The following is a 12,464-nucleotide window of genomic DNA, read 5'->3' on the forward strand; positions in this document are numbered from 1 at the left end:
GCTTTGCGACCTGCCGATTTTCCTTCAGAAAGAGAGCTACAGACCAGCCAACGATTTCCCATCCTTGAATAGTGCCAAGTTTTAAAACCTGGTACTAAGACTTGGGGTAACTCTATTATAATCGCTTTTTCCGCAAAAAGAAAATATTACTTCAATTCCTTTACATCCCTAGGGATAGTCCGTCTACAGCCAAGGCCGCTTCGCCCATAATTTCCGCCAAGGTCGGATGAGCATGAACCGTATGCCCGATCTCCCAAGGCGTTGCGTCCAGCACCTGTGCCAATGCCGCTTCGCTGATCAGATCCGTTACATGCGGTCCAATCATATGAACACCAAGAATATCGCCGGTTTCGGCGTCGGCAATCATTTTGACAAAACCGTCCTTCTCCCCGTATACCAAAGCTTTGCCGATGGCGGAGAACGGGAACTTTCCGACCTTCACCTTAAACCCTTTATCCTTGGCGCCCTGCTCTGTCATACCCACAGAAGCCACCTCAGGCCGGGTATACACGCAGCGAGGCGTATGCAGAACATTTGCTTTCACACGGGAAGGTTCGCCTGCCAAATGCTCCGCGGCGGTAATCCCTTCATGGCTGGCCGCATGGGCCAGCTGCAGTCCACCGATGCAGTCTCCGATCGCGTAAATATGCGGTTCTGTAGTCTGCATCTGCTCATTAACCCGAATAAAGCCGTCTTTAACGGCTATATCGGTATTTTCCAGACCAATTCCCTCTACGTTCGCCTGACGGCCAATGGACAGCAGCAGCTTCTCCGCGGAAAGCTCCGTTTCTTTACCAGCCAAATCCGCCTGTATCGTCACGGCTCCATTTTCTTTACGCAGCGTCTCTGATTTGATCTTCGCTCCAGTCAGCACTTTGATGCCCCGGCGTTCGAGCAGACGTTTCAGCTCTTTAGCGACGTCTTGATCTTCATTCGGCAATAGCTGCGGCGCTGCCTCTACCACAGTGACACTGACACCAAAATCATGCAGCATCGACGCCCACTCTACGCCTATTACACCTCCGCCGACAATCAGCATGGAAGCCGGCAGAGCCGACATCTCCAGCGCTTCGTCACTACTCAGCACGTATTGTCCATCCGGCTCCATGCCCGGAAGGAACCGCGGCCGCGAACCTGTAGCGATAATCAGGTTGGTTGGCACGATGGTCTCCATCTCTCCATCCGCCAGCTCAACGGCTAACGCTCCGCTCTTGGGAGAAAAGATCGACGGGCCGATAATCCGGCCGCGGCCTTGAATAACCTTGATTTTATGTTTCTTCATCAGGTACTGCACGCCTTTGTGAAGTTGCTCTACGATAGCCGATTTGCGCGCCTGCACTTTCGGGAACGCCAATACTACCCCCTGTGTTTCAATGCCGTAGCTTTCACTGTCCTTCATCTGAGCGAACAGCTCCGCGCTCCGCAGCAAGCTTTTGCTTGGAATACAGCCTTTATGCAGACATGTTCCTCCAAGCTTGTCCTGTTCAACGATAATAACTTCTTTCCCTAATTGTGCGGCTCGAATTGCCGCTATGTATCCTCCCGTCCCGCCTCCCAGAACGGCTACATCACAAGTAATTGACATGTTGGTCTCCTCCATCATTCATTAAGTTGTCTTTTTGGACCAGACTTCTATTCATAAAGCGCATCCCGAAGTTTGGTGGACATCTTGGGGCCTTTAGCCCGCTCGGCCAGCACCGCTTTCCGGAGTCTCTTATTTTCGGCCGTAAGAGCTTGTACATCGGAGTGCAGCTTTACAATCAACTGTCTGGCAGCTTCATCCCATTCGGGGTGGTCGGCCAGCAGCTTTTCCACAGAAGAGCCAGTCTCTTCATTCTTATTTGATTGGGTATTCGATCCTGTCAAACCCGTCATCTCTTGCACCTTCTCTGATTTCTTTTAGCATATACACCAGGCTGTTCCTGAGGTATCGACCTCGTTATTTTACCATAACCGCGCTGGACAAGCTTGTCTTCTTAGGAAGCGAATGAATTCGGTCATGATCGAGATCAATTTGCCAGAGGTAGCTGTAAATTATATAATCCGTTATGAGATTAACAAAAATGGTTCCCCTCAGCCAAGTGCTGCACTGTGTCAGGGGTTTTATGCTGGGAGAAGTTCAGATATGAAATATGATATGATTTTGCGTTTTATCGCCGCCATTGCTTTTTTTACGTTTGTGCCATTTGTTCAAGCTTATCCTTGGGCAACTGCTGTATTTGCCGCTGCAGGCATTTATTGCGCAGTCACAGGGTTCTCGAAAATTATTAAACCCGGCGGCAGAGAATAACCGCAAAAAACGCCTTGCTCCACTTCAATGGGACAAGGCGTTTTCTTATGGAGGCCGCTTCATCAGTTGCCGTGTTCCTTCGCAGGAGTTACCGAATCGCGTTCGACGAAATATTTGTTGGTCATATAATGAGCCGGACCTTTGGGCGTATCGACCAACCCTTTTTTCATATCCAAAAAGACAATTTCATTACATTCGTTACAAAACCATTTCGTTCTCTTCAGTGGCGAGTGGGTTACATAAGAGGCTCCGCATTTGCACTCTACCTTTATTAAAAGTTCACTCTTCTTGTACGCACTGGAAAGCTGCTGCTGGTTCAGGTTGGAGTGCTGGGCTTGTGAAATGGGCAAAATCGTTTCCTGATAGCTGGAATACTTATTATGTACCTTGAAATCGGCAACCAGCTCCGGATTCAAGCCAAAAAACTCCTGTCCGATTTCGGTTACAAATTTAACGTCATTCTTGTAACATTCCATCCAAATCTTAATTTGATCAGGCGACAAAGGAACGGTTCCTTTGATACCGCTGTTCAAGGTGTACGTCATGATGTAAAGCGTATCATTTTGTTTGTTCAATTGCTGCTAGCCTCCTTTAATCATCAGATACTGTACTATACTTTCAGAAAGAAATCAAAAATCCCCTTCCTGATTGCCGATAGCGACAAAGTCGCCCTATATAAGGTAGGCTTATTAACATTATTATGAATTATTTTGGGCAAATATACAAACCTCCTTCAGCCTCCCTATGAAATCTATTTGCAAACTTTAGCACAAAAAATACCACGATCCATTGAATGGCACACTCCGTCCAATGGCCGTGGTACTTGCTGTACTATTTAAAAGTTTGTTGGCATTAACATTCGGAATTGGATTGGGAAACTTACCTGCAGCTTCTTCGTTTGACCTCCAAATTCCTTTACGGTCAGTGCTTAATCCTCCTTACCCTTTCACGACACCTTATGTTCGATTCTCAGCTTGTCAGCCACCATCGCGATGAATTCGCTGTTGGTTGGTTTGGATTTGCTGATGTTGATCGTATAGCCAAACAGATGGCTGATCGAATCGATGTTACCGCGCGTCCAGGCCACCTCGATGGCATGACGGATCGCACGTTCAACCCGGGAAGGAGTTGTCTTGAATTTCTCAGCGATAGCTGGATATAACGTCTTAGTAATAGCACCAAGAATTTCAATGTTGTTGTAAACCATCGTGATGGCTTCACGAAGATATTGGTAACCTTTAATATGAGCAGGTACGCCGATTTCATGGATGATCGACGTAATGTTCGCATCCAGATTTTTGCCTTTGGCGATAGGGACTACGTTATTGGATTTTACAAATAACGAAGAAGCAGGCACACTACCAGAGGACAAAGATTGAACATTCACGAGCTGCCGAATCCGGCTGGCAAGTACGTCCATGTCAAACGGTTTGAGGATGTAATAAGATGCGCCAAGCTGAACCGCACGCTGAGTAATATTTTCTTGACCGAAGGCGGTCAACATAATAATCTTCGGCTGTGGATTCAGATTCATTTCACGCAAACGTTCGAGTACGCCAAGCCCATCGAGATGAGGCATGATGATGTCCAAAATCAACACATCAGGCAGCTTTCCGCCTTGTTCGATAGCTTGAAGAACTTCTTCACCATTGTAAGCAATTCCGGAGACAACCATATCTTCCTGTTCGGAAATGTATTCCGCCAATAAATTCGTGAACTCCCGATTATCATCCGCCAACAATACCTCTATCTTCTGCAAGACCGTATTCCTCCTTAGTATGTGTGAATATTTCTGGTAGTTATTTCCCTCAGGATTAACAATTTCGACACAGGCTCCGGAATCCCTTCTGTCGAAAATTATTTTTCTTTATTTTTTTTCTAGGGTAGGCTATAATTAATAATTTATTTACATAATCATTGTTTTTTCGTTTCGATTCGACATAATTAAAAACAATCTTAAGGGGTTACCCCGCCTTAAGATTGTTGTCAGTGTTCGTGTTAGGGGAGATGGAGATTCCAGCATCTTTGAGCATCCACTCAATGAAACATCCATAACCGGATTTAGGATCATTCACAAAGACATGTGTTACAGCTCCAATTAGTTTACCGTTCTGCATAATAGGACTTCCGCTCATGCCTTGAACAATACCGCCTGTTTTGTTGATCAGCTTCGGATCGGTGATCCGGATAACCATACCTTTGGTTTCAGGCGTATGCTGCTTCGCAACATGCACAACCTCTACCTTGAAACGTTCAACCTGCTGTCCATTTACAACAGTCAATATTTCGGCAGGACCTTCCTTGACTTCTTCGGCAAAAGCGACGGGAACTGGTTCGCCATACAGGCTGTGATCCGGGTTTTTGTCCATTTTCCCGAAGATTCCGAAATTGGTGTTGCGTTCAATGGTTCCCAGCAGTTTCCCTTCTTTTACAAAAATGGCCCTTTTCTCGCCTGGTTCTCCGTTTTCACTTTTGGAGATTGAAGTTACACTGGATTGAATCACTTGGCCGCTTCCGACCACAATGGGTGTTTGGGTATTCATGTCGGTAATCACATGCCCCAGCGCCCCATAAACACCTTGTTTAGGTGCATAAAAGGTCAAAGTACCTACGCCGGCCGCAGAATCTCGAATATAAAGTCCCAGCCGCCACACCTTATCTTTGGTATCATAACCAGGAGTTAACCGGGTCGTCTTCACTTCGTTGCCCCTCTTAAAAGTCACCTCAAGAGGTTTTTTGCTTTTCCCCGCCTTCTCAACAATAGGCGATACTTCTTTAGCATCTGTCAGCTTAATGCCGTTAAGATGCGTTATCAAATCACCAAGCTTTAATCCAGCTACTTCTCCAGGCGAAACCTTGCTTCTGCTTTCGGTTATCTGATGATGACCCACAACTAAAATGCCGTCTGACTTCACCTTCACCCCGATGGTTTGTCCACCAGGAATGACTTTCAAGTCAGGAACTACTTTAACTTTGACCGTTTTGTACGGCAGTTTGCCAAATAACTTCAGCTTCAAGTCCGTAACTCCGGTAGTTAACGAAGTAAGGCGCAAGGAATGTCCAGGTTCAACATTCGCCTGAAGAGAAGGTGTGCCGTCCATCGCTACGACACCCGGTCGATTCACGGATGCCAAGGTTTGTACCGGCAGATCCATTGAAACCTGTGCTGCCTGCCCTTCAAACATGCGCAGCTCACTGGTTAAGAGCGGGTACTTCGCGGCTGCGGTGGTACCAATCAAACATAAAAAGAAAGCAACAAAAAGACCGAGAATCCTTTGCTTTAGGTTACGGTTCAATGGCTGTCACGCTCCCTCTGCTTCTTTCGCCTGACGAAAAGGTGGTCGCCAATCGCGTAACTATAAGATACCCCCGGCCTGATCTTTTATTACTGTTAATCATTGTTCCTTACATTAAAAAATACCCTTTTGCGCCTCCGCCAAATTGAGCATCTCCTGGGCATGATGCAGGGTTTTCTCCGTAATTTCAACCCCTCCGAGCATACGCGCCAGCTCTTTAACACGCCCTTCCTGGCTTAACGCTTCCACCGTAGTCATCGTTCTTCCATCAGTTACGGTTTTTTCGATCAGGAACTGGTTATCCGCCATACATGCTACTTGGGGCAGATGGGTAATGGAGAAAACTTGGCATGTTGAAGAAAGCTTGTACAGCTTCTCCGCTATGGATTGCGCCGCACGGCCGCTGACCCCGGTATCCACTTCGTCAAAGATCAGAACCGGAACATGATCATGCCGAGCAAATACGCTCTTCAGCGCCAGCATCATTCTGGACAATTCGCCGCCGGAAGCAATCTTTCCAAGCGGACGAAGTGGCTCGCCTGGATTTGGGGAAATCAGAAATTCAGCGGTATCCATGCCCTGTTTGCTCAGTCTGATCCGCTTGCCCTGCCATTCAACGCCGGACGGGTCTTCCATAATGCCTAACTCCACCTTGAGGGAAGTCCTCTGCATCTGCAGATCTTTGAGTTCCCCTTCAATTTGCATCGCCAAATCGGCAGCGCAGGACTTACGTGCTCCACTTAAGGCTTCCGCTTTAGACATAAGCTGCTTCAATAACACGGCTCTTTTCGCTTCAAGCTGCTCCAGAATCTCATCTTTATTCTCCAGAGTATCCGTCTCCCGGCGGATCTTCTCATAATAACTCAAGATCGACTCAATGGAATCGCCATATTTGCGGCGAAGAGAGGATATATCGTCTAAACGGTCTTCAACTTCTCTGAGCCGCTCCGGATTGGATTCCAGGGTGTCCCTGTAATCCCTAAGCCCAAACGCAGCATCTTCTAGCTGGTAATAAGCATTTTGAAGCTGTTCAACTATTGGACCGACCCTTTTGTTATCATAGGAAGCAATATCCTCCAGCCGGGAAATGGCATTGGCAATAACATCGAGGCCTTGCTGGCCGTACAGCTGTTCATAAGCTCCGGCAATTGCATCCATCATTTTCTCGCTATGAGCTAGTTTAAGCTTTTCTTCTGCCAGTAATTCATCTTCGCCGACCGTCAACTTGGCAGCGGCGATTTCTTCCAGCTGAAACCGATACATATCCAGCATTTGCAGCATTTTCTGACTGGTGCTTTGAAGCTCATTATATTCACGATTGGTTTTGACAAATTCAGCATACGTTGACTGATAATCAGCCTTCAAAGGGCCGATCGATGAACTGCCATAAGCGTCAAGCAATTCCAGATGACGTTCGGGGCGGAGCAAGGTTTGATGTTCGTGCTGTCCATGAATATTAATTAATCGTTCACCGATTTCTCTCAGCATCGTCAAATTGACAAGCTGCCCGTTAATCCGGGCCGTGCTTTTCCCTTGAAGGCTGATATCCCGCCGAATGATCAGTAGTTCGCCTGCATCACCGCTTAATCCAAATTCCTTCAGCTTTCCCCATACCGGATGTTCCTGAGAAAGGTCAAAGGCGGCCTCCATCTCCGCTTTCTCGCAGCCGTAACGGATTAAATCCGCAGAACCCCGGGCACCGGCAATTAAACCTAAAGCATCAATGATAATTGATTTACCGGCACCGGTTTCTCCCGTCAGGACAAGAAATCCCCGGTCAAAGGTAATGTCCACGGCCTCAACAACGGCCAGATTACGGATGGATAATGAAAATAGCACACCAAACCCTCCCAAATCCTGTAATTAGGAAATATAACTCATAATTTGATTAACTACCCAGCTGCTGTTCTCTTCCGTGCGGCAAATAATCAGCATGGTATCGTCTCCGCAGATGGTTCCCATAATTTCCGACCATTCCATATTATCAAGCAGCACACATACGGAGTTGGCTGTTCCCGGCAGACACTTCATAACGACCAGATTCCCCGTGTAGTCGATATGAACAAAACTGTCCACTAAAGCCCGCTTCAATTTCTGCACCGGGTTATAGCGTTGATCTGTCGGCATTGAATATTTATACCGTCCGTCGTCCGTCGGAACTTTGATCAGCAGCAGCTCCTTAATATCCCTCGATACGGTTGCTTGTGTCACCTGGAAACCGGCATTTCTAAGCGAATCTACCAATTCATCCTGGGTTTCTATGTCCTGCTGGGTAATGATTTCACGTATTTTGATATGACGAAGCCCTTTCATGTAATTCCTCCAACTGCCTATTTGGCTAATACTCTTCTTCATTCGCCAGACGGATCTTGCGAATTTCATTCATTTCGCCGTTTATATATAACATTCCTTCACAATCGGGATACAGCAGCAAAAATGGAAGCAAAGCCTTTCGCACGCCAGTGCCTGTCCATTCCACAGGCTGTCTGTCGCGAGCTTCCTTAACGACATAGTATGCCCCATCCTTGCTTACCACATAATCTATATACAGCCGGCTATACAGCCTTTCATTATCACACTCAAACGTAAGAGGCACCTTCAGCTTGCCGCTTACCACTTCATAACCGCTGCGTTCCAGCAATTCAACGGCTGCCGTACGTTCAAATTGATCATTCACTTCAAATCCGTGTCCTGGTTTAAAAGGGGCAGGGCGGTACAGCCAGGAAGAAAAGACTCTCCAAAGCAGGAATACAATAACCAATACCATAATGATCATCAGCCATTTATCCGAGCCTCCGTCCATCTCCGCACCCCGCTTCCAATTGGTTGCCTTTATTATAAACAAACAAACGTTCGCAAATCAAGCCTCTTTCCTGCTAAAAAAAGATGAATTCGAGCAAAAAGCTCCCGGAGCTATAAACTCTCGGAAGCTTTCCAAGCCATCGTATTCAGCTTACTTAGGGTTTAAATTGAGCTGGTGCAGATCGGAATGTGCTCGAAGCCTGCTGAACCGTTTGTTTAGCCAATTCTACCCAGGAACGGAGTTTCTGTTCCGAACCTCCGCCTTCCGGTTCAAGACCGAGATGAGCCAGAAATTCAATATTCCCTTCTCCGCCCGTAATAGGTGAAAAGGTAAGCCCTTTAATAAGGAATCCAAGCTCCTCAGCGAAAGAAAGAACCTGCAGCAGCACTTCCTCATGGACTTTCGAGTCACGGACTACACCGGACTTGCCCACCTTCTCCCGCCCTGCCTCAAACTGCGGTTTGATTAGAGCCACAATATCCGCCGGACGTTTCAGCAGCTGTTTAAGCGGCGGCAAAATAATCCGCAGCGAGATGAACGAGACATCTATGCTGGCAAAATCCGGCTCAGGCCCGTCAAGGTCTTCCGGTGTCATGTAACGAAAATTAGTTCGCTCTTTAACATTGACCCGCTCATCGTTGCGAAGGCTCCAGTCCAGCTGGTTGTAGCCAACATCAATAGCATAGACATAAGAAGCCCCGTGCTGCAAAGCGCAGTCCGTAAAACCGCCGGTCGAGGAGCCTATATCCAGCATGGTCCGATTAGTCAACGGAATCTCGAACTGTTTGATCGCTTTCTCCAGCTTCAAACCGCCCCGGCTTACATAGGGATGCACGGCGCCCTTAACTTTAAGGGCAGCCGTGCGCGGAAGTTTGGTCCCCGCCTTCTCTACGCGGCCGTGCTCATCATATACAAGTCCGGCCATAATAGCCGTCTTTGCTTTTTCCCGGCTTTCAAAAAAGCCCTGTTCCACGAGCAGCACATCTACCCGTTCTTTGGTCCCTGAACCTGACATGTATTTCTCCTGTCTGTATGTTTAGCACTATAACTATTCTATTCCTAATCAACAATCAGGAAGGCAGCGTTTTTTTACCGAATGCAAAGGATTGTTCCGATTTAATCTTCTGGACCTTCTGAACAACCGCTTCAACCGTCAAACCAACCTGTTCGCGCTGCTCCTTGATGCTTGCATGCTCAATAAAGCGGTCCGGTATTCCCATCAGTTTGATGTCACAGTCGGTAATCTCTTGTTCAGCGTAAAATTCCAGAATGGCACTCCCCAGACTGCCTGCCTGGCTTGCTTCTTCCAGAACCAGCATCGCTGCATGAGACTTCGCCACTTCAATCAGCATCGCCGAATCCAGCGGTTTGAGGAAGCGGGCATTAATAACCGTCACTTTGATCCCCGCCGATTTCAGCTGCTCAGCGGCCTCTTCAGCCACCTGAACCATCGGGCCTATCGCCGCAATTGCGATGCCTTCGCCTTCACGAAGCATCTGCCAGCTGCCAATTGGAATCGGCACAAGCTCTTCGTCAAGCTTGACGCCTGTTCCGTTCACGCGGGGATAGCGGTAAGCAATCGGCCCGTCATTGTAATCAAGCGCCGTCTTCATCATATGACGAAGTTCATTCTCATCCTTAGGCATCATCATCACAAGATTCGGAATGTGGCGCATGAACGCAATGTCGTAAACTCCCTGATGTGTTTCGCCGTCCGCACCGACAAAGCCGGCCCGGTCAATGGCGAACATGACATTCGCATTATGCCGGCAAATGTCATGAACGATCTGGTCATAAGCACGCTGCATAAAGGTAGAGTATACCGCATATACAGGCTTCATGCCTTCCATAGCCAACGCAGCGCACATCGTAGCCGCATGCTGCTCGGCAATGCCCACATCAACCATCCGATCCGGGAACCGTTTGGAGAAAGGAACAAGGCCGGAGCCGCCAGGCATGGCCGGTGTTACCGCCACAATCCGTTCATCCTGCTCTGCCAGTTCGATCAAGGTTTGACCGAAAACCTCCGTATACATTGGATTCCCAACAGCTTTCAGCACCTGTCCGGACTCGATTTTGTACGGAGAAATGCCGTGCCATTTGTGGGAATCGGCTTCGGCAGGTTTGTAGCCTTTTCCTTTAGTCGTTAATACATGAACCAGGACAGGCCCTTCCACGTTATCCGCCTGCTTAAACGTTTCAAGCAGCTTCGGCATATCATGACCGTCTACAGGTCCCAAATAGGTGAATCCAAGCTCCTCGAACAAAATGCCGGGAACCATCATATATTTAAGGCTGTCCTTGACTTTCTCGGCTGTCTTGGCAAGTTTGCCGCCAATGGCCGGGATTTTTCGCAGCAGTATTTCAATTTCATCTTTGGCACGCAAATAAGTCCGGTCTGAACGGATGCGCGACAAATAATTATGCATCGCCCCTACGTTGGGCGCTATGGACATTTCATTATCGTTCAGAATAACCATCAGCTTCTTCTTCTCGTGGCCGATGTGATTAAGCGCTTCAAAAGCCATGCCGCCCGTTAGAGCTCCATCGCCTATAATAGGAATGACCTTGAAGTCCTCGCCTTTCAGATCACGAGCCAGCGCCATGCCCATCGCCGCCGACAAAGAAGTGCTGCTGTGTCCGGCTTCCCAAACATCGTGTTCGCTTTCGTCCCGTTTCACGAAGCCGCATAAGCCGTTTAATTTGCGCAGTGTGTCAAATTGATCCATTCTGCCGGTCAACATCTTATGTACATACGCCTGATGCCCGACATCATAAATGAATTTATCTTTGGGGCTGTTGTAGCGGTAATGAAGCGCCAGCGTCAATTCCACCACGCCCAGATTGGAAGCCAGATGACCGCCGGTTACGGACAGCTTCTCAATCAGAAACTGACGAATCTGAGCCGCCAGCGGTGCAAGCTCATCGACGGACAGCTGTTTGAGATCCTCAGGTCCGTTGATTTGCGAAAGCAGCATTTGTATTCCCCGCTTTCCTTTGTTTAAATAGCATTCTATTGTAGTGCCCCCAATTATAACATAAAAGTCGTTTCAACAGAAATAACGGCAAAATCTGCGCCACTTGTCCTACAAAGAACAACAAGAATAAGCGGGCGCGTTTTGCCGTCATAAATCTGCCGGAGTTATATGTCTAAAGTCCTGTTCACTTAACTCGAATTGAATTGACTTAATGATCGCGTTTCAGCAGAAAATCTGAAATCTCAAGCAAACGGGCAGGGTCCGGAATACCTCCGTCTTCCAGTGCTTCCTTGGCTTCAAGGGTCAACCGGGCCACTTCTGCACGGGAGGCTTCCAGACCTGCGAAATAAGGATAAGTGACTTTTTCCATTTTGAGATCGCTTTGCGTGCTCTTGCCGAGCTTGGCCTCGTCACCAATCAGATCCAGAATATCGTCTTGAATCTGGAAGGCGAAACCGATATTGCGGCCAAACCGTTCAAGCGCCTCAAGTTGGCGTAGGGAAGCTGAAGCAATTCGGCCGCCGGCCTTCAAGGCGAACACGATCAGGTCCCCGGTTTTATGCTCATGTATGTAACGGAGACCTCCCAGATCCGTAACTCCCTGCTCCGCCTGCATATCGGCAGCTTGTCCGCCCACCATACCGCAAGGCCCGGCGTAACGGGACAATTCCTCCACAATGGCCAAGGTTTGTTCAGCCGGGACATGATATCTGCGGGAAGCCTGGACAACACTGTAAAAAGCATGGGTCAGCAGGCCATCCCCGGCCAGAATAGCCGAGGCTTCTCCAAACACCTTGTGATTGGTTGGTTTACCCCGTCTGAAATCATCGTTGTCCATAGCCGGAAGATCATCATGAATGAGAGAGTAGGTATGAATCATCTCCACCGCACATGCGACCGGCATGGCCGCCTCCCTGCTTCCGCCAAGGCTTTCGGCTGCGGCAATTACCAGCAGCGGACGCAATCTTTTTCCCCCGGCCGTCAGCGAATATTGCATAGCCTCTTTAAGCGTGCCGGGAACCTGCCAATCACCGGGCAAAAAGCTTTCAAGAGCGGTATTCACCTGACCGCAAACTTGCTCCATATATTGCTCAAAA

At 48.2% G+C, this 12,464-nt stretch carries 12 protein-coding genes; 1 reads left to right on the top strand and 11 read right to left on the bottom strand.

The features are described 5' to 3' along the window. Window positions 1–160 precede the first annotated feature (160 nt). Window positions 161–1,585: a dihydrolipoyl dehydrogenase gene (lpdA, locus tag CBE73_RS05625; protein ID WP_094093383.1), complete on the bottom strand. Its 1,425-nt coding sequence runs from the start codon at window positions 1,583–1,585 to the stop codon at window positions 161–163. Window positions 1,586–1,632: 47 nt separating this feature from the next. Further along, window positions 1,633–1,875 (bottom strand): hypothetical protein, encoded by a 243-nt coding sequence (locus tag CBE73_RS05630; protein WP_094093384.1) that lies wholly within the window; start codon window positions 1,873–1,875, stop codon window positions 1,633–1,635. A 124-nt stretch (window positions 1,876–1,999) separates the two neighbouring features. Between CBE73_RS05630 and CBE73_RS05635 the strand changes: the two genes are divergently transcribed. Beyond that, window positions 2,000–2,290 (top strand): hypothetical protein, encoded by a 291-nt coding sequence (locus CBE73_RS05635; protein ID WP_157739420.1) that lies wholly within the window; start codon window positions 2,000–2,002, stop codon window positions 2,288–2,290. 62 nt (window positions 2,291–2,352) lie between these two features. Here the strand turns inward: CBE73_RS05635 and CBE73_RS05640 are convergent, their stop codons facing one another. From CBE73_RS05640 to CBE73_RS05680, 9 genes are all read right to left on the bottom strand, one after another. Further along, window positions 2,353–2,835: a hypothetical protein gene (locus CBE73_RS05640; protein ID WP_094096160.1), complete on the bottom strand. Its 483-nt coding sequence runs from the start codon at window positions 2,833–2,835 to the stop codon at window positions 2,353–2,355. Between the two features lie 401 nt (window positions 2,836–3,236). Next, complete coding sequence (gene spo0A, locus CBE73_RS05645) at window positions 3,237–4,049, bottom strand: sporulation transcription factor Spo0A (protein ID WP_094093386.1); 813 nt, start codon at window positions 4,047–4,049, stop codon at window positions 3,237–3,239. A 205-nt stretch (window positions 4,050–4,254) separates the two neighbouring features. Next, complete coding sequence (gene spoIVB, locus CBE73_RS05650) at window positions 4,255–5,586, bottom strand: SpoIVB peptidase (protein WP_094093387.1); 1,332 nt, start codon at window positions 5,584–5,586, stop codon at window positions 4,255–4,257. A 114-nt stretch (window positions 5,587–5,700) separates the two neighbouring features. After that, the gene (gene recN / locus CBE73_RS05655) at window positions 5,701–7,425 is read right to left on the bottom strand and encodes a DNA repair protein RecN (RefSeq protein ID WP_094093388.1); all 1,725 of its coding nucleotides are present in this window, start codon (window positions 7,423–7,425) and stop codon (window positions 5,701–5,703) included. A 24-nt stretch (window positions 7,426–7,449) separates the two neighbouring features. Beyond that, window positions 7,450–7,899, bottom strand: a complete 450-nt coding sequence (gene ahrC / locus CBE73_RS05660; protein ID WP_094093389.1) for a transcriptional regulator AhrC/ArgR — start codon at window positions 7,897–7,899, stop codon at window positions 7,450–7,452. A 25-nt stretch (window positions 7,900–7,924) separates the two neighbouring features. Further along, complete coding sequence (locus CBE73_RS05665; protein ID WP_244905528.1) at window positions 7,925–8,431, bottom strand: hypothetical protein; 507 nt, start codon at window positions 8,429–8,431, stop codon at window positions 7,925–7,927. A 112-nt stretch (window positions 8,432–8,543) separates the two neighbouring features. Next, window positions 8,544–9,404, bottom strand: coding sequence for a TlyA family RNA methyltransferase (locus tag CBE73_RS05670; RefSeq protein WP_094093391.1), 861 nt, complete (start codon window positions 9,402–9,404; stop codon window positions 8,544–8,546). 55 nt (window positions 9,405–9,459) lie between these two features. Beyond that, window positions 9,460–11,367 carry a 1-deoxy-D-xylulose-5-phosphate synthase gene (gene dxs / locus CBE73_RS05675; RefSeq protein WP_094093392.1) on the bottom strand — a complete coding sequence of 636 codons (1,908 nt, stop codon included), beginning with the start codon at window positions 11,365–11,367 and terminating at the stop codon, window positions 9,460–9,462. 208 nt (window positions 11,368–11,575) lie between these two features. Continuing rightward, a complete protein-coding gene (locus tag CBE73_RS05680) occupies window positions 11,576–12,451 on the bottom strand; it encodes a polyprenyl synthetase family protein (RefSeq protein WP_094096161.1) in 876 nt (291 codons plus the stop codon). Between the last annotated feature and the right edge of the window lie 13 nt (window positions 12,452–12,464).

The sequence above is a fragment of the Paenibacillus physcomitrellae genome, assembly GCF_002240225.1.
GTDB classification, from domain to species: domain Bacteria; phylum Bacillota; class Bacilli; order Paenibacillales; family Paenibacillaceae; genus Fontibacillus; species Fontibacillus physcomitrellae.

Bases quoted from the DNA above. Each gene is read 5' to 3' on its own strand.
- CBE73_RS05640 (WP_094096160.1), bottom strand. From the start codon at position 2,835: ATGACGTACACCTTGAACAGCGGTATCAAAGGAACCGTTCCTTTGTCG.
- CBE73_RS05680 (WP_094096161.1), bottom strand. From the start codon at position 12,451: ATGGAGCAAGTTTGCGGTCAGGTGAATACCGCTCTTGAAAGCTTTTTG.
- CBE73_RS05670 (WP_094093391.1), bottom strand. From the start codon at position 9,404: ATGTCAGGTTCAGGGACCAAAGAACGGGTAGATGTGCTGCTCGTGGAA.
- CBE73_RS05630 (WP_094093384.1), bottom strand. From the start codon at position 1,875: ATGACGGGTTTGACAGGATCGAATACCCAATCAAATAAGAATGAAGAG.
- ahrC (WP_094093389.1), bottom strand. From the start codon at position 7,899: ATGAAAGGGCTTCGTCATATCAAAATACGTGAAATCATTACCCAGCAG.
- dxs (WP_094093392.1), bottom strand. From the start codon at position 11,367: ATGCTGCTTTCGCAAATCAACGGACCTGAGGATCTCAAACAGCTGTCC.
- lpdA (WP_094093383.1), bottom strand. From the start codon at position 1,585: ATGTCAATTACTTGTGATGTAGCCGTTCTGGGAGGCGGGACGGGAGGA.
- CBE73_RS05635 (WP_157739420.1), top strand. From the start codon at position 2,000: ATGATCGAGATCAATTTGCCAGAGGTAGCTGTAAATTATATAATCCGT.